At 45.0% G+C, this 16,430-nt stretch carries 12 protein-coding genes; 6 read left to right on the forward strand and 6 right to left on the reverse strand.

Going from position 1 to position 16,430, the window contains the following annotated elements; genetic code table 11:
• Positions 1-90 precede the first annotated feature (90 nt).
• Complete coding sequence (locus LZZ85_RS22305; protein ID WP_237875582.1) at positions 91-1,077, reverse strand: FecR family protein; 987 nt, start codon at positions 1,075-1,077, stop codon at positions 91-93.
• Between the two features lie 156 nt (positions 1,078-1,233).
• Here LZZ85_RS22305 and LZZ85_RS22310 point away from each other — a divergent pair, with 156 nt between their 5' ends.
• The 3 genes from LZZ85_RS22310 to LZZ85_RS22320 all read left to right on the forward strand — a co-directional run bounded on the left by LZZ85_RS22310 (position 1,234) and on the right by LZZ85_RS22320 (position 4,865).
• On the forward strand, positions 1,234-1,797 hold the full coding sequence (locus tag LZZ85_RS22310) for an RNA polymerase sigma factor (RefSeq protein WP_237875583.1): 564 nt from the start codon (positions 1,234-1,236) through the stop codon (positions 1,795-1,797).
• A 276-nt stretch (positions 1,798-2,073) separates the two neighbouring features.
• On the forward strand, positions 2,074-4,002 hold the full coding sequence (nagB, locus tag LZZ85_RS22315; RefSeq protein ID WP_237875584.1) for a glucosamine-6-phosphate deaminase: 1,929 nt from the start codon (positions 2,074-2,076) through the stop codon (positions 4,000-4,002).
• 203 nt (positions 4,003-4,205) lie between these two features.
• On the forward strand, positions 4,206-4,865 hold the full coding sequence (locus LZZ85_RS22320; protein WP_349291752.1) for a Bax inhibitor-1/YccA family protein: 660 nt from the start codon (positions 4,206-4,208) through the stop codon (positions 4,863-4,865).
• Positions 4,866-5,034: 169 nt separating this feature from the next.
• Here the strand turns inward: LZZ85_RS22320 and LZZ85_RS22325 are convergent, their stop codons facing one another.
• On the reverse strand, positions 5,035-6,108 hold the full coding sequence (locus tag LZZ85_RS22325) for an AI-2E family transporter (protein WP_237875586.1): 1,074 nt from the start codon (positions 6,106-6,108) through the stop codon (positions 5,035-5,037).
• 148 nt (positions 6,109-6,256) lie between these two features.
• Here LZZ85_RS22325 and LZZ85_RS22330 point away from each other — a divergent pair, with 148 nt between their 5' ends.
• From LZZ85_RS22330 to LZZ85_RS22340, 3 genes are all read left to right on the forward strand, one after another.
• Entirely contained in the window at positions 6,257-7,951 is a 1,695-nt protein-coding gene (locus tag LZZ85_RS22330) for an AsmA family protein (RefSeq protein WP_237875587.1), read from the forward strand.
• A gap of 668 nt (positions 7,952-8,619) precedes the next feature.
• Complete coding sequence (locus LZZ85_RS22335) at positions 8,620-8,988, forward strand: helix-turn-helix transcriptional regulator (RefSeq protein ID WP_237875588.1); 369 nt, start codon at positions 8,620-8,622, stop codon at positions 8,986-8,988.
• 582 nt (positions 8,989-9,570) lie between these two features.
• Entirely contained in the window at positions 9,571-10,026 is a 456-nt protein-coding gene (locus LZZ85_RS22340; protein WP_237875589.1) for a DinB family protein, read from the forward strand.
• A 5-nt stretch (positions 10,027-10,031) separates the two neighbouring features.
• Here LZZ85_RS22340 and LZZ85_RS22345 read toward each other — a convergent pair whose 3' ends face one another.
• From LZZ85_RS22345 to LZZ85_RS22360, 4 genes are all read right to left on the reverse strand, one after another.
• The gene (locus tag LZZ85_RS22345; RefSeq protein ID WP_237875590.1) at positions 10,032-10,847 is read right to left on the reverse strand and encodes a Cif family virulence factor; all 816 of its coding nucleotides are present in this window, start codon (positions 10,845-10,847) and stop codon (positions 10,032-10,034) included.
• 1,437 nt (positions 10,848-12,284) lie between these two features.
• Positions 12,285-13,124, reverse strand: coding sequence for an MBL fold metallo-hydrolase (locus LZZ85_RS22350; RefSeq protein ID WP_237875591.1), 840 nt, complete (start codon positions 13,122-13,124; stop codon positions 12,285-12,287).
• A gap of 372 nt (positions 13,125-13,496) precedes the next feature.
• The gene (locus tag LZZ85_RS22355) at positions 13,497-15,416 is read right to left on the reverse strand and encodes a beta-L-arabinofuranosidase domain-containing protein (RefSeq protein WP_237875592.1); all 1,920 of its coding nucleotides are present in this window, start codon (positions 15,414-15,416) and stop codon (positions 13,497-13,499) included.
• 99 nt (positions 15,417-15,515) lie between these two features.
• Positions 15,516-16,337, reverse strand: a complete 822-nt coding sequence (locus tag LZZ85_RS22360) for a phytanoyl-CoA dioxygenase family protein (protein WP_237875593.1) — start codon at positions 16,335-16,337, stop codon at positions 15,516-15,518.
• Positions 16,338-16,430 lie beyond the last annotated feature (93 nt).

Consider the following 16,430-nt stretch of genomic DNA (forward strand, 5'->3'; position numbering starts at 1 on the left):
TTGCAGTTTTATTTGTTTAGCGATATGCTAACCTCAGGCAATTGAAACAATTACGTAATCCGCGCCATTAGCGTAATTGCCGGGCAACTGTTAAGGCTTTGATATCAGGATCTCTCCGTCCTTACGGGAAATCCTGTAATCGTTCGTTGCTTCTATTGAACGTAGCAGTACATCCAGGTTGTTGTTTGGCATCATACCTCCAAGCGTGTTAGCGTCAGGTACCGAATCATCTACCGTCACTTTGATGCCGTAATGTTCTTGTATTATGCGAGCCGCCTCTCTGATAGGAGTACTGTCAAACAGTATCCTGTTGTCTTTCCATGCAAGAATCCGTTCTTCGTTTGCTGTTTTCTTTTCAAGGCTTTTGTGATCGATCTGAACAAATTCTCCGGGAACCATCTTTATCTCCTCGCCTGTTGCTGTCCGGATCGTTACACTTCCTTCTGTAAGCAGAACGCTTGTTTTATTATCTCTTGTCCATACGTTGAATTGTGTTCCGGTCACGATCACATCCAGGTCATTGGTATGTACTACAAACCGGTCTTTCTTTACCGTCTTCTTTACATGGAAGAATGCTTCCCCATTCAGCCAGATCTCCCGGTCTTTACCCTCTTTCCAGTCTTTACTGAGCGTAGCACAGCTGTTTGCGTTCAGCACCATTGTTGAACCATCCGGCAGCTGATGGCTGGCAATCTGCCCGTATTTAGTACTGACTGAAGGATCCCTGGAAACATATTTCCAGATAGAAAATACAGCAGCAAGCAGCACGAGAGCGGCAGCGACGCCGATCCAACGTTTAAATCGGTTGCGTGACATAGACACAACGCGTCCCCGTTGCTCGTCCTCTCCGATCCGGTCTTCAAGCCGTGAATAGGCACGTGCGATCTCCTGTGCAGATATGGGTGCTTCCTGCATTCGGATATCTTTCATGAAAGCGACCGCCTCGTTCACCAGTTCCGCCTGCGAAGGATTTGCAGTGAGCCATTCCTCCCATCCCGCTACGTGTTTTCCCGTAAACCACGCCTGAAAATCCTCATTTTCGATTACATCTTCGACCCGTTGAAAGCTCCTGCTCATATCTCTTTTTGTTATAAAAATACCGGGTGCCGCCCGGATTTGTTTTGTAATGTGATTTTTTAAAAAAAATATTTTTTCGCACCATTAAGCCTTCTTCCGCTCTTTATTGATTGTTGATGTTTAAAGCCTATTTTGCAGAAAATCTATTCATAACGTTTGCGAATTGAGCACCCTCATATTAAACTTTGGCATGGGCTGAAGAATGGAGACCGGGATGCACTTGCCGGACTTTTTACTGCCTATTATCCATTACTTATAAAGTATGGAAGTAAGATCTGTGCAGATAAAGGTTTACTGGAAGACAGCATTCAGGATCTGTTCGCAGAGATCTGGCAAAGTAAGTCGCGTTCAGAAATTCAGTCTGTTCAGGCCTACCTGCTTAAAGCATTAAAATATAAACTGTATAAAAAACAACGTTTACCTCATTCTGCTGCACTAAACGAAAATGAGCCTTCCGAAATGTTGTTTGAAGTGAGTCATGATAATTTCATGATCGAAAAACAGGAAGATCAAAATAAGAAACAGCGTATCATCGATGCACTTAAAAAATTATCCAATCGCCAGCGTGAGATCATCTACCTGAAGATCTACCAGGAACTCAGCTACGAAGAGATCAGCGATATCATGAACATCAACTACCAGGTGGCACGCAACCTGATGAGCCAGGCAATCAAGGCGCTGAAGAAGACTTTGCTCATGCTGGTGGGATGGGTGTTGTGATGGGAGGTTTAATAGGTTCCCTAAGTTTATTACGCCTTTTTTCGTTCTATACATAACAGATAATAGGAAGTGCACTTTATCAACTTTACTACTTATGTCTGTAGTAACTGACTTATGGAACCTATGAAACCTTCCAAACCCAAACTAACACCCGTACTGCGTTTTCTTGCAGGTTAAATCTTCGCATTCTCCGTTTGAAACCAACGAATTGACCCTATTAGAATGGTTACATTTTAATATCTTTGGCCACTCAATTCAGATAGGAAAATAACCACTATGGCAAAAAAAGCAGCTGCAATGGATCTTTCAGACAGCTTTGAAAAAATCCCCGTTAAAGTATTTCCTGATCCTAAAAAAGGATCTGCGGCAGTAGCCGTGGAAATTGCAAATTTGATCAGGTCAAAACAACAGCAAAAACAGTCTTGTGTATTGGGGCTTGCAACAGGCTCCACTCCAAAATCCCTTTATGCAGAACTCGTTAGAATGCATAAGGAAGAAGGATTGAGTTTTAAGAATGTGATCACATTCAACCTGGATGAATATTACCCGATCGAAACAGATGCCCTGCAAAGCTATAACCGCTTTATGAAGGCGAATCTCTTTGATCATGTTGATATCTTACCGGAAAACATTCATATCCCAAATGGTGAAATAGAGAAAGAAGAGATCAAATCTCATTGTATCCAGTATGAAAAAAAGATCGAAGCGGCTGGAGGAATAGACCTGCAGATCCTTGGCATCGGTACGAACGGACATATCGGATTTAACGAACCCGGTTCAGGCATCTACTCACGCACAAGGCTTATCACACTTGATAATTCAACCCGTATTGCAAATGCATACGAGTTTGCCAATATTTCGCAGGTTCCCCGCCTCGCAATCACCATGGGGATCGGAACCATATTAAGAGCGAAAAAAGTGATCCTCCTTGCGTGGGGTCCTTCGAAAGCTCCGGTGATCAAACAGGCTGTTGAAGATGACGATTCTGAACATGTACCGGCCTCTCTACTGCAGAATCATGATGATGTTACCTTTTTCGTTGATGAGGCCGCGGCAGCGGAGCTTACCCGCAACAAAACACCATGGCTGACCGGCGACTGTGAATGGACTTCCCTGATGATCAAAAAAGCCGTGGTAAACATGGCACTGAAGCTCAAAAAGCCGGTCCTGAGTCTTACCAACAGTGATTACAATGAGTTTGGCCTGAGCGACCTACTGGTCGAAAAAGGCGATGCATACGAGATCAACCTGCAGGTATATTACATGCTGCGTGATTCCATCACCGGCTGGCCCGGAGGAAAACCTGACGCGGTGATCCCTGCCCATCCTGAGCGTTCAGAGCCCTATCCAAAGCGCGTGATCATTTTCTCCCCCCACCCCGATGATGATATCATCAGTATGGGAGGAACATTCCAGCGGCTGCACGATCAGGGACATGATGTGCATGTGGGCTACCAGACTTCCGGCAACATCGCCGTGACAGACGAGTTTGTTACGCGGTTCCTCGACTTTGCCGTAGGATTTGAAGAGATCGTTGGCATTGATACAAAAACATCAGGGCAGATCCTCGCCGAAGCCCGCGAATTCATCTCCTCAAAGAAATCAAATCAGGTAGATACCCCAACCATCCGCAATATAAAAGGGTTGATCCGCCGTTGCGAAGCAAAAGCAACCTGTCGCTATGTTGGCATCCCCGACAAGAACATACACTTCCAGAACCTTCCTTTCTACGAAACCGGCACCATTGAAAAGAATCCGATGGGTGAAAAGGACGTCGAGATCACGATCGAACTGCTGCGCAAAATAAAACCTCACCAGGTCTACTGTGCAGGAGACTTCGCTGATCCGCACGGTACCCACCTCGTTTGTTTTAACGTAGTACTGGAAGCCTTGAGACGCATTAAGGCCGATGGCGACGAATGGCTCAGCGATTGCTGGTTATGGCTTTACAAAGGCGCATGGCAGGAATGGAACATCGAGGAGATCGAAATGGCCATCCCGATGAGCCCCGACCAGGTAGTAAAAAAGCGCTTCGGCATCTTCATCCACCAGTCCCAGAAAGACATGGTACCATTCCAGGGCAGCGATTCCCGGGAGTTCTGGCAGCGCGCCGAAGCCCGCAATGCCGCTACCGCACGTATTTATGCTGATCTCGGATTGACGCATTATGCGGCAATGGAGGCGTTTGTGAGATGGCATTATTAGAGCGGGAAGGGGTTTCGGGCAGTTCGAAGAACGTTGAACGTTGACCGTTGTCCGTTGTCCGGAAGGGAATTGAACAATCTTATAAAGCAGAAGTGCCCGGAAAACGGGCGGCTTCTGCTTTTTTTGTTATGTGAATGGTAAATCGCAGTGAACCGGTAATGTACAATCGTTGACGGTCAACGGACAACGGACAACGGACAACGATCACTAAAGGAACGATGAATAAGCTGGGGTTCTTATTACTGGCCATGGGTGTTACTACCGTTTATTCCTGGAATCAGGCTGTTAAAGGCGAAAATGTTATGCCCCTGATACTTGCCGGTGTCGGCGGCGGATTGGTGCTTGCGATCATTATGATGTTCAAAAAGGAATGGTCTCCATTTCTCGCTCCGGTATATGCATTGATGGAAGGCTTGTTCGTGGGAGCTGTCAGCGCCTATTATGATTTTGCAGCACCGGGCTTGCCAATGCAGGCGGTTGCGCTTACGCTGATCGTTGCCCTGGTCATGTTCCTGATCTATCGTTACAGGATCATCCGGGTAACAGGTCGTTTCCGCATGGTGATCACCATCGCCACCGCGGCGCTGGGTATATTCTATCTGATCCAATGGATCACTTACCTCGCAATGGGATCTCCGATCGCGTCTTTTACAAATGCATCGACACCCCTCGGTATCGGGTTTTCTATTCTTGTGGTTGGGCTTGCTTCCTTCAACCTGCTCCTCAATTTCGATACGATCGAAAAAGGTGTTGAAGTGCGTGCAGCAAAATATATGGAATGGTATAGTGCATTCGGCCTGCTTGTAACGCTGGTATGGCTGTATCTGGAAATCCTGCGCTTACTCTCAAAACTGAGAGACTAGGTATCCCCCAGGCGCTTACGGTCATTCGCCAATGATGAAAATTTCAGTCACAAACATTATAAAGCAGAAGCCCTCCTGAACCGGAGGGCTTCTGCTTTATAAAATATTCCTGATGGAGAATCAGCCCATCGCTCAAATGCTATCGAACCACTCAAAAGATTCTTCTATTTCAGGAGTGATTTCCGGGCAATTTTGCCTCTTCCGTATCCTTCACTTCTTCCGCGATCTTCGGGATGTCTTTGTTTACAAATTCACTCATATAGATCTTGAAGAGGACAATGATATAGCTGATCAGAAGCGGTCCGAATACCAGCCCGATAAAGCCAAACAGGCCAAGGCCGACGATCACGCCGAGGATGGTGATCACCGGGTGAACATCACCCATCCGCTTCATGATCGTGATACGGGCGATATAATCGACGTTACCGGTAACGACGATGCTGTAAAGCGTGATCCAGGTCGCATTCCAGGTATCGCCGACGGCAAACATATAGATCACCATTGGCACCCAGACCACCATGGTACCAACAACCGGGAAGAAAGCGAATGCACCGGTCAGAAAGCCCCACAATCCCCATTCTTTCACTCCGAAAATAAAATACCCAAGCGTTGCCACCAATCCCTGGATGATCGAGATCAGCGGAATGCCGAGAGCGTTCGCCCGAACCATTTTTTTTGTTTCGGCAGCCAACATATTGATGTTCTCCTGTTTCAACGGAATGATCTGGTTGAGCATACGTTCGATCTCCCGCCCATTCGTCAGCATGAAATACAAAATGAATAACATGATCGCCAGGTTACTGATCAGGTTAGCCGTGCTGTTCAGCACACTTGGGATAAATGCTGTCAGCTTGCTTAATGAATTGGTAAGCGTTGCCTCTGAAACGATCGTAAACCCGATCTTTTGCTGAACCGTATCAAGTGAATGCCTTGCGGCTGCGATCATTGCATTAGGATCCGCAAGAAATGCATTTATCTTCGGACTGATCAGCGTAATGGCGAGATATATGGGTAAACCAAGTAAAAACAGGTAATAGATGATAAATAAGCCTGCTGCACCACCTTTTTTCCATTTACGATGGTAGATCAGCTGAAAATAGTTTGCGCGGCTTAAAATATACAGGGTCAATGCACCCAGTAAGCCGGGAAGAAAAACCGTTAATTCGATGATAACTAGATAAGCGAGCAGAATAATGATCATTAACAGCAAAACCTGTTTGATCCGGTCGTTGAATGTAGGCATAGTGATACTAAGGTATGTATTTGATCAGTCAAAAAGGATGCAAGAAAACCTGTTGGTAGTTTACAGGGGTGAATATTTGTAAAATATTGTACAACATCATCTTCACAGGTGTTTTTTTTCTTGGAACAGAAATTGTCATACGCCTGCTATGCGAACCATACCCCACAAAATACGAAAAGCTACATCTACCCCTAAAGGTAAACTGATTTTTTTTGGTATCATCGTCGGCTTGCTTGGTATTGTTGCCGCTGCTGTGATCTACTGGGGATTTTACAGGAAACAGATCATTCGCACAAAGCTTGAAGATACGATCAAAGAAAAAAGCAAAGGACTCTACAAGATCGTATATGATAAACTCGATCTGGATGAAGTAGCCGGAGATCTGGCGGTAACGGATTTTTCCCTGTCATACGACAGTATGAAATACCTCTCCATGAAACAGGCAAACGATGCGCCTCCCACCCTGCTGAATATAAAAATCCCATCAATCATTGTATCAGGGGTAAAAACACCCCGGGCTCTTATCGACAAAGAGATTGTGGGGAAAAACTTGCAGATCAATGATCCCGTGATAGATATCATATACACTTATTCCGGGCGGGACTCTCTCAGGAGCACTCCAACCCGCGAAGTGTATGAGCAGATCCTTGGCAATCTCAACCTCATCAAAGTAGACACGCTAACGGTCAATAACGCGAGGATCTCAACCCGCGACATCAATACCGGTAACGTAAAAGTTGAGGTGATCAATACCACGATCCGCCTGCTGGATGTGAGCGTTGACAGCGCTTCCTGGAAAGACACCACTCGCTTGCTATTTGCAAAGCAGGTGGAGATCAACGCAGGATCCGTTACCTGGAAATCGAAAGAAAGACCCTACTCTTTCGGACTGGACAGTGTGCAGCTTAATTCAGCATCCAATGAGATCCGTGTTGGACATTTCCATATTGATCCGTTGCTCCCGGAAGATAAATTCATTCAGAGTTTGCCACGCCAGGACGACCGATTTGATTTTTCTTTAAAAGGAATTTCCATCAAAGGCATGAACTTTCCCGCATTGTTCAAAGAAGAACTATTTGCAGACAGTATCGGTGTGGCCACTGCATCCATAAAAATCTACCGCGACCTTGGCTATAAGGCAGGAATGAGAGGACCGGTCAAATTGTTTCCTCATCAATCAATGGTAAAAGCACCGCTGCCTTTTCAAATCAAAAAGATCGTTTTGTCCAATGCGTTTATTGAGTACAAGGAAAGAGCGGTCATCTCAAGACAGGCGGGTAAAGTTCAGTTCTATAACACCTATGCTACCATTACCAATCTGACGAACCGGCAGGATGCTGCTGCCGAGAATAATATACTTGCGATCAACATCAATACACGCTTCCTGAATAAAGCGCCTTTGCGTGTTACCTGGAAATTCTATCTTTTCCACCCGAACGGACGCTTCGATATAAATGGCAACCTCGGTACTATAGACGCTACAGCTATAAACGCATTGTCAGTGCCAATGGGACCGGCCCGTATAGAACAGGGTACGATCAACGGACTCAGCTTTACATTGAGCGGCAATACCAATAATATGACCGGACAGGTTAAAATGCTGTATGATGATCTAAAAGTTTCGCTGTTGCAAAAAGATGATGAGAGTAAAAAACTGGAGAAGAAAAAGCTCGCAAGCTTTGCCGCAAATATCATGATCAAGAATTCAAACCCATCAAAAAAGAAAGAAGAGCCGCGCGTGGCAAATGTCAACTTCACAAGAGACAAACACCGGTCTATCTTTCACCTTTCGTGGAAATCGTTATTTACAGGCATCAAAGAATCCGCAGGCATAAAGAAGTGATCATCGCATTTACCGGTACGGGCTGACTTATCAAACTGACCGCTCATGAGCCCACAAGACCGGGGCATTCCTGGCTTACTATGATACCGGTAAAAGAAAAGCGGGAAGGCGGGAAGAAGATTTCTGGTATAACCAATCCCGGTGCACCTCTGTAAAAGTAAAAAGGGATATCGCCCACCAGCGATATCCCTTTGTTCTCCGTAAACCTTCACCTTTTCCAGTACCGTCCAGGCAATAGAATATCATTCAGCAAACGCTGTTACTTTTTGTTGGAGCTATGCTGCAATTATATGAATGTAGCAAGCGGCTTTCGGGGGTATGTATTAAGTTGTGCTACTGACAAGAGCGAAGTAATACTAATTTACACTTATTATTCTGTCCGGCATTTTCCGGGACGGGAAAAGAATGCCCTAATCAGTCCAATTATAAGTTGTAACACCTATTGGTAATAATCAAAAGAAGTCTTAATTTTAGTAACAACCTTAACAAACTGCAAAACCTTCCTTTGGAATTAACGACTAACCTGACTGCCATTTGCTGCAATCCGCAGTTCTTCCGTCTCTTCTTCCGGGAATATGTTTTTTTTGGAAAGTCCTATTATCTACGAAATAACCATCTTCATCCCCCCTGTTTCGTCTCTTTTTCCATTAATCATAAACCGGATCTGTATGTTAAAATCAATTCAACTCAAAGAGTCAAGAAATCAGGTGCATTCGAAAATGCTCTCTGTAGAGAAAATGCTAGATGTGTATCTTGAAAAGGATCTCCCGTCTATCCGGGCAATCGCTCAGGATCTTTCATTAAGTGAATCAACACTGAAACGCAATTTCAAAAAAGTGTTTGGAACCAGTATCTACCATTTCTACCTGCAAAAGAAAATGCAGCAGGCAAGACAACTGCTGGCAGAGCAAAACACCTCTGTAAAAGAAATTGCTTTCCGTCTCGGTTATGAAAAGCCGAGTAATTTTATCCGCGTGTTCAAGAAACACTACAGTTCATCGCCAGGTCTGCTTCGTAAAAAGATGTTGACCGAGTAGCTTATTTTGGTACTCTGAGAATCATCGACGACATAACCTCTTCTTCCGGGAAGAGGTTATGTTTTTTAGGAAGGTTCATTGCAAACTCTTACCTTTTTCGGATCATGTTGAAAAGTTGGGGGATGGTCTACAAAATGGCTTGGGTTGAAATGTTCCGGATGAGCATCGCTCGCATAAACTTCTGCCAGCCCTTCCACCGTAGCGAAGCGGAGGAGGGAACCTACGCCAGTCGCTCAAAAGATTTATCGCCCTCAGCGTGTCAGCTTGTCACCATTTTTCACTGCCTAAAACCCCGTCAAACTTTGGACGGCCAAAGGACGACCAAGAGACGAACTAACGACGACCAACAGCCATTTCAAAAACATGCGAAGTTTGACCCTGAATGATTATCATCAGTCAACACACAGCTGGCTTCGCGTGCCAGAATGTCGTATCTAAGGAGCAAGCCTGATTACATCAGGCGAGGGACCGAAGCAAAAGCAAAAACTTTAAACTTTTAAACCATTAAACTCTTAGACAACCATCTCTCAATTTTTTCGCTTGATCCCCTGATCATCTTACCGTAAGCTTAAACCATTATTCATGAACCAGGCCGTGGATACCTGGCAGATCAGCAACCGTATTAATCAGTATCTGATCAATGCCATCCCTGAAGAACATTTCGCCGATCAGGCAGTATCAAAAGGAAGAACTGTTGGCGAGCAACTCGCCCATATACACAATGTCCGGCTGATGTGGCTGCAGGCCTCTATGCCCGAACTGATGAGTACGGTAACTAAAATTGAAAAAGACGCCATCAGTAAAACACAACTGGTCGAACAATTCGATAAAAGCGCAGACGCGATCAGTAAGCTTTTGGAAAAAGGCCTTGCGGATGGAAAGATCAAAGGCTTTAAACCGCATGCACAGGCATTCCTGGGTTATCTGATCGCGCACGAAGCTCATCACCGGGGGCAGATCGTTTTATCACTCAAACAATCAGGTCATCATCTCGATAAGAAAATACTTTTTGGCCTGTGGGAATGGGGCACCAAATAAATGAGCTACTTTTTGATCACCTGTACAATGATCTTCCATCCATCTTTTGTATGTCCCCAAATACGAAGGTAATTTTCCTGCTTTTGCCCGTAAGTAACTGTTCCGTATATATAAGCAAGATCACGGGAAGAAGACATTCCTCCCTCTACTGGTTGAAATGAGATGGTGTCAGGAAGCTTTGCCAGCTCAGGCAGTACAAGCGCAGCCAGTTGCACCGGATGTTTTCCATCCGTATTCAGCCATGAATTGTAATGAACCGATTGTTCAAATGCTTTTTGCTTATGGACAGCAAATGTTTCAAGGAACTTCTTTTCGATCGCCAATGCTGAAGTATCATTCTTCTTTGCAGAAATAAAAACTTCTGAAGTTGAAAGCGACTGTTGACCAAACAGGTTTCCACGGTAATCAACACCGAGATCCGCAAGAAACTTCCACTCTCCTTTTTTATTCTTCTTCCAGACCGTAGTATATTGACCGCTGGCGATCACAGAGTCTGCCAATGTCGCCCTGTATTCCCATGGGCCGGTAGTAAACCCAAGATCTTCTGCCTGGGACAGGCCGTTGAAAGCAGGATGCCACAATAATTTCCCCGGCGTTTCAGTCGCCTTGTTCCAGTATTCAAATCCATTGTAGATCTTTCCCTCCCCGAACACGACAGCAGCGCTGTCCATGTTTTCCAGGAAAGCCCTCTTCATCGTGAATTCCTTTGCTGTGGCCGCGAATGAAAGCTCCGCCCGCACCACCTCACTGCGTGTTTGCGCAAGACATACATGGCTGGTCATAGCCACCAGGAAGAAGTTAAAATAGCTGATCTTAATCATGGTATTCTTTTCGGGCGGAAAGCTAGGATAAAACTGTATTTGCAGAAGTGGATAGTGCAGGAATTGATGAAAAAGTGAATTAAAGCGTATGATGAATGATATAAAAGAAAACAGCCCAACCCTCCCACCTATTCTCCACCAACGATAACAAAATACCATCAGTACCTGTGTACGCTGATCACAACCGATCATCTCAGCACATAAATCATTCACTTCAGCAAGTAATTATGGTGACCTGTAAGAATCATGAATGACGGGAACCCCGGATGATTATTTTTGATCCATGAGCTTAAAAAAATGATTCGTGATCTATATAATTGTTACGCTAGTAACAGTTTTCTCATGTGAACGCGGGTGGTTTCTACTACCCGCTCTTTTTTTGCGTACACTGAAGTTGATACAAAAAAAAGCCCGGGCAAAAGCCGGGGCTGTGATTTTCCTTCATACCAACTGAGGAATCGGTTATCAATCGGCGATGGATCTGGTCTTTCAAAGGATCGGATTTAAAAAAGTTCACTTCGGAAGTAGTTTTTCTAGGATACGGATTTTTAACCATTAACCAACGATCTGCATCATTTGTAATACAAAGAAAGATCAATCGCCTGTATTACTCAATAGACCATATTATGATTCACATGTAGTCGATATTCTATAGTGCATACACTGCAATATCATTCGATAACAAGTGATAATTGCAATGAGCGTATTAGAATGTAAATTTTATTGTGCGTGATCAATGTAGTAAGCAAAATCTCTTAGTGGATGCATTGATCTATTCAGTGTGCATAATCTGTTAGAGGTATCGTATGATAAATAACACGCAACATCTCCTTTTAATAAAAGAAGCCCCGGAGACCGGGGCTGTAATTTCCTTCATACCTGAAGTTCGTTTTTCAAAGGGATTGGATCTGTTTCATAATTCTTTCAAAGGATTGGACATTGTTTTTCATTAGGATCGGACAACGGTTTTTTTAGGATCTGGACATGGTTTTTTCAAAGGAATTGACTTCGGTACAAGGATTTGGATATTTGTTTTTCAAAGGGATTGGATACGGGTTTCTTTCGGATATTGTTCAGGTATGCATCAGTGCTTAACCTGTTTCGTCATTGACAATACAAAGTAACATCATACACATGCTTTAAAATATAGAACACATTATGATTGATATGTAGTTTAAATAACAGTTGCGTGTTTTGATATAGCATAATTGTAATCAGCGCTATTATCCTGTCATCAAATAGTCTTATATATGAGATATATTTTAATAAGAAATCCTACTTCGTAATTTTCCGATTTATGCATTCATAAAATGTTTAATTATGCCTGCAATAGATCACAAGTCAAGGAAAAGAATAAGTGTATGAACGACGTTTGTGAAGCTGGCTCTTATTGGCAGACCATCGTATATGCCACCACAGGAAGAGCAACGACGGCGATCAAAATAATGAGAGCTGCATTGGCACAAATTGCTCTACTGTATATGCAGGTAATGAAATAGCAGATGATGTTACAGCATCGATCTTATAAATGGTAGATTCCTGATACCTGGATGCGACCACAATATTTGTGTCGCCTGCTTTCTCTAAGAAAAGGCGATTCACCAGATCTGCATCATTATTATTGTTTGAAAGATGTGAGAGGATCAGGTGCGTAAGGTGTCTGCTTCTGTAACGAACAAAAAGGTCAAGCGCTTCTGTGTTGGATAAATGACCATTCCCTCCTCTTATCCGTTTTTTTAAATGATAAGGATAGCGGCCGTTTTCGAGCATTGTTTCACAATAATTGCTTTCAAGAAAAACGGCCTGGCATTTAGAAAAATATTTTTTGACTTCAGCACAGCATACTCCTATATCGGTAAGGACCCCGATATGGATCCCGTCACTGCTTACAACAAAACTGTGCGGATCTGCCGCATCATGCGCTTTGCGAAATGGAGTGACAAGCAACTGACCTATACTCACTGGTTGTTCATGCAGAAATGAATGAGCGAGTGACGACTCCAGCGGAAGCCTGCTGCTGGTCAACGTAGCGGATGTGATATAAACAGGCAGCTGATACTTTCTGGAAAGAGCTACCACTCCCGTGATATGATCGCCATGTTCGTGAGATATAAAAACAGCTTTTACTTTTTCCATTTCCAACTCAAGCCGCTTCATTCTTTTTTCAATCTCCCGGCAGGAGATCCCTGCATCCACCAATACAGCTTCCTGGTCATTACCGATATAGTAACAGTTGCCATTGGATCCGGAATTGAGCGAAGCGATGTAAAGGGGCATGCGCAAAAATAAAACAGGAATCGCGAATTAGGACGAATGGGCGATAATTTAGGCGAATCGCCAATTGGCACGAATGGACGATAACGAACAAGAGTATAGTCGCTGATGTGGTGAACGGGGCTTGCCTGCCCGACTTCCGGGGAATGTCGCTGATTCCTGGGGAATTAGATGTCGTCTCCAGCCTGCTATGTATCCTCCTCTTTTTCGGACCATAACCTGTTTTTTTCTGGCCATCTTCCGTTCATACTCCGTTCATCTACCGTTAATTTATGGAGGATGAACGGAGAATGGGAAAAACAGCGATCGGACACAGGCCCATAGCCCAGCCGGAATGAAGGGAAGATCCCGCTGATCTGATACGATCTGCTGCTTTCAGTATGCTTTAAAGGTCACCTGGCGGAGGATGGTGTTGCCCACAGGCTCAAGGTTGATAGTCTCCTTTTGCCCAGAGATCGGGTTGAGAACGTTCAAACGGAACCTGCCACTTTTTTCACCAGGTAGTGGAAGTTCTCCGGAACTGTATTTATAGATCAGAAGATCATTCGGCTTATACTTCAGATCCGAAAACCCCGGAATGGGGAATGAGCGGCTAACCTCCGCAGTTGCCGAAATCGGATGAGCCAGCACGTATGGTCCAAAACTGAAGTAATATTCTCCATTATTGTCCCTATGGGTTTCGATAGCTGGCTCAAAGCTGAGCTCGACTACCTGGCCGCCCGTCCATTTTCTGGAAACAATGAGATATCCATCTTTTTCGGTGAGAGGCACACTGGAATGATACTTTTTCACCCAGGATGGTTTCCGGATCATGAGCGAGAAGTTAGCACCGTTACCGCTGACGGTGAACTTTACCGTCTGCTTGTCAGTAAAGGACACTTCCTCCCGCACTTCGATCTTCTTGCCTCCGATCACTGTGGTAAGTTCCACCGGCCCCAGAAGATTGGCTACCAGGTTCTGGCCATCTTTCAGCCATGCATACTGCAGAAAATAAGGAGTGATCCTGCCGGCATTGGGCACGCAGCACACCGCGGCGTCCTGGTGGGCGGGAGAATATTTATAACGGGTTTGTGTCTTAATGGAAGTGTCGCCGTTCAATCCCCCTGTCATAAAATAGGAATTGTCCGTTTTCAGATAAGCGATACAGCTTTCCCGGGGATGACGAGCCCCCTGGGCCGCATTCAGGAACAGGTGCTCGGCTTTTTCTGCAAAACTCGCGTTCCCCGATTTCAGATAAAGTTCGAGGTAACTGTGCATTAATTCCTGAAGCGAGCAGTATTCATAACCCCGGTCGGTTGAATTTGCAGGCCGGCCGCCGATCCATTCGTCTCCGACCGGGCCGCCCGTTGGAGTGGTCGTTTTTTCGATCTTTTGGACAAAACCGGCCAGGGCAGTCTTCATCTGCATATCGCCTGTTGCCTGATAAGCCGCAGCCAGAGAACGTAAATGCTCATAGGTATGAACGCCATGACCTTTTAAGGGAAGCGACGGGTCGAGAAGTTTGGAGAGACGGGCGTCTTCGTTCAGGTTCTGCGCTGAAAAATCTGCATAGCAAAATGCCGCATACCTGAGCAAGGATCTGTCGCCATTAATACGGTAAAGTGACTCCAGAACATCCGTGAACATAAGGCCATGAGAAAGCCCGCCAACATCAGGTTTGGTAGAATAGAACGGGTGCGACTTATCAATCGGGTAACTGGTCATTACATTTCTCACCGCCCGTTCAGCGGCGTGGAGTACAGCTGGATCCTTTGAGTACTCGTACCAGGCCAGCAATCCGCGGAGCAAGGTGGCTTTTGACCAGAGTTCTCCATTTTCATAATCAAATCGATAGCGCATTTCACGGTCGTAGATCCCGAGATATCCGTCCTCATCCTGAGTAGCGAGGATCCGGTTTATATGATCTTTGACGCGCCGGAGGTGTTGCGGGCTTCCGGTCATGATGGCCGAACGGATATAACCATCCCACCAGTTGCTCTGCGTTTCGCTATTCCACCACAAAAGCTGGACCTGCCAGTCTCCGGCCTCGCCAACCGCTCCCAACTCCTTCGACTTTACTTTACGGGTAAGGCGGTCTTTCCCATAAATATCGTCCTTCAAAATAAGGTCGGGAACAAGGCTATCCAGGCGGCCGGTAAATCCTGCAAGATCCTGGTTCAGGCGATCTTTCAGCCAGCCGGACGGTTTTATATCGCCGACAGGAAAAAGCTGGAATCGCTCTTGAACCTGTCGTTGCCCATAAATATCAACAAAAATGAGAAGTGCAATTATCGGTAGAAGTAAACCCTTTTTCATACTTTAATTTTATTTAAACAAGCAGCTGTAACTAAATAATAAAAACCGATTTGCACAATTCAAAACGATCGTTTACTAGAATTTTACTTTAAATAAATATCAGCTTAGTTCCGGGTTTAATGGAGACCTGATGATCTCTCCGGGTATCGCGCCCGGGCACCAGGTATGCCAGTCATTTACCTGATTTTCGTTCTGCGGCGTTTTCAGCTTCATGTTCTTATCCATATAGATGATCGTCATTACCTTTCTCACTTCGGCAGTGATATTTGCTCCCGCGCGATGGAATACCCATCCGGAATGAAAACTGATCTCCCCCACATCGAAAGGCTCGATCACATGCCTGAAGTCGGTAACCTTTAAACGTTTCTGCATCACCAGCTCACTTTCATCCCCAATTGCCAGCTCCCGGCCCTCAACGATCTGGTGACTCGCGGCACTGAATTCCAGCGGCCCCATTTCCAGTGGCGTTTTTTGTAAAGGAATCCACGCGGTGATCGTCTTGTCCGTTTCGAGCGGCCAGTAATACTGATCAGCATGCCAGGGGGTTATGCCGCCACCGCCTTCTTTGAAAAGCGCCTGGTCATGATACAACCTCGCTCCCTCCGTTTGCATGAGCACGCTTGCAATATTCGCCAGCTTCTTACTGAAAACGAGTTCTTTAATAACTGCATTTTCCCTCCACAGGTTAAAAAGCTGCAGAAATGCCTTTCCATAGGTATCACGTTCCGAGATGGCTGTTTTGACACCATTCATCTCTTCGACCTGCCGCGTGATCACCTGGTTAAAAAATAGGATAGTTTCGGGCAGCAGAACCTCTTTGAGTTTGATAAAGCGATTGTGCTGGTAGAATTTGAGTTGATCCGCAGTGAATGCAAATGGAGCGGCAAGATCAAGCCTGATCAGATCTGTCATTAAGGCCATAGCAATTGTTTTGGTAAACTTACCCATCAACAAACCAATTCAATGATATCATTGAGCCTAGTTTTGATACTATATTGACGCGATTTCATAAAT

Origin of the sequence: Terrimonas ginsenosidimutans (assembly GCF_022012415.1) — a bacterium.
GTDB lineage: Bacteria > Bacteroidota > Bacteroidia > Chitinophagales > Chitinophagaceae > Terrimonas_A > Terrimonas_A ginsenosidimutans.

Coding starts and splice junctions, on each gene's coding strand:
- LZZ85_RS22305 (WP_237875582.1), bottom strand. CDS start 1,077: ATGAGCAGGAGCTTTCAACGGGTCGAAGATGTAATCGAAAATGAGGAT.
- nagB (WP_237875584.1), top strand. CDS start 2,074: ATGGCAAAAAAAGCAGCTGCAATGGATCTTTCAGACAGCTTTGAAAAA.
- LZZ85_RS22325 (WP_237875586.1), bottom strand. CDS start 6,108: ATGCCTACATTCAACGACCGGATCAAACAGGTTTTGCTGTTAATGATC.
- LZZ85_RS22330 (WP_237875587.1), top strand. CDS start 6,257: ATGCGAACCATACCCCACAAAATACGAAAAGCTACATCTACCCCTAAA.
- LZZ85_RS22335 (WP_237875588.1), top strand. CDS start 8,620: ATGTTAAAATCAATTCAACTCAAAGAGTCAAGAAATCAGGTGCATTCG.
- LZZ85_RS22340 (WP_237875589.1), top strand. CDS start 9,571: ATGAACCAGGCCGTGGATACCTGGCAGATCAGCAACCGTATTAATCAG.
- LZZ85_RS22345 (WP_237875590.1), bottom strand. CDS start 10,847: ATGATTAAGATCAGCTATTTTAACTTCTTCCTGGTGGCTATGACCAGC.
- LZZ85_RS22350 (WP_237875591.1), bottom strand. CDS start 13,124: ATGCCCCTTTACATCGCTTCGCTCAATTCCGGATCCAATGGCAACTGT.
- LZZ85_RS22355 (WP_237875592.1), bottom strand. CDS start 15,416: ATGAAAAAGGGTTTACTTCTACCGATAATTGCACTTCTCATTTTTGTT.
- LZZ85_RS22360 (WP_237875593.1), bottom strand. CDS start 16,337: ATGGCCTTAATGACAGATCTGATCAGGCTTGATCTTGCCGCTCCATTT.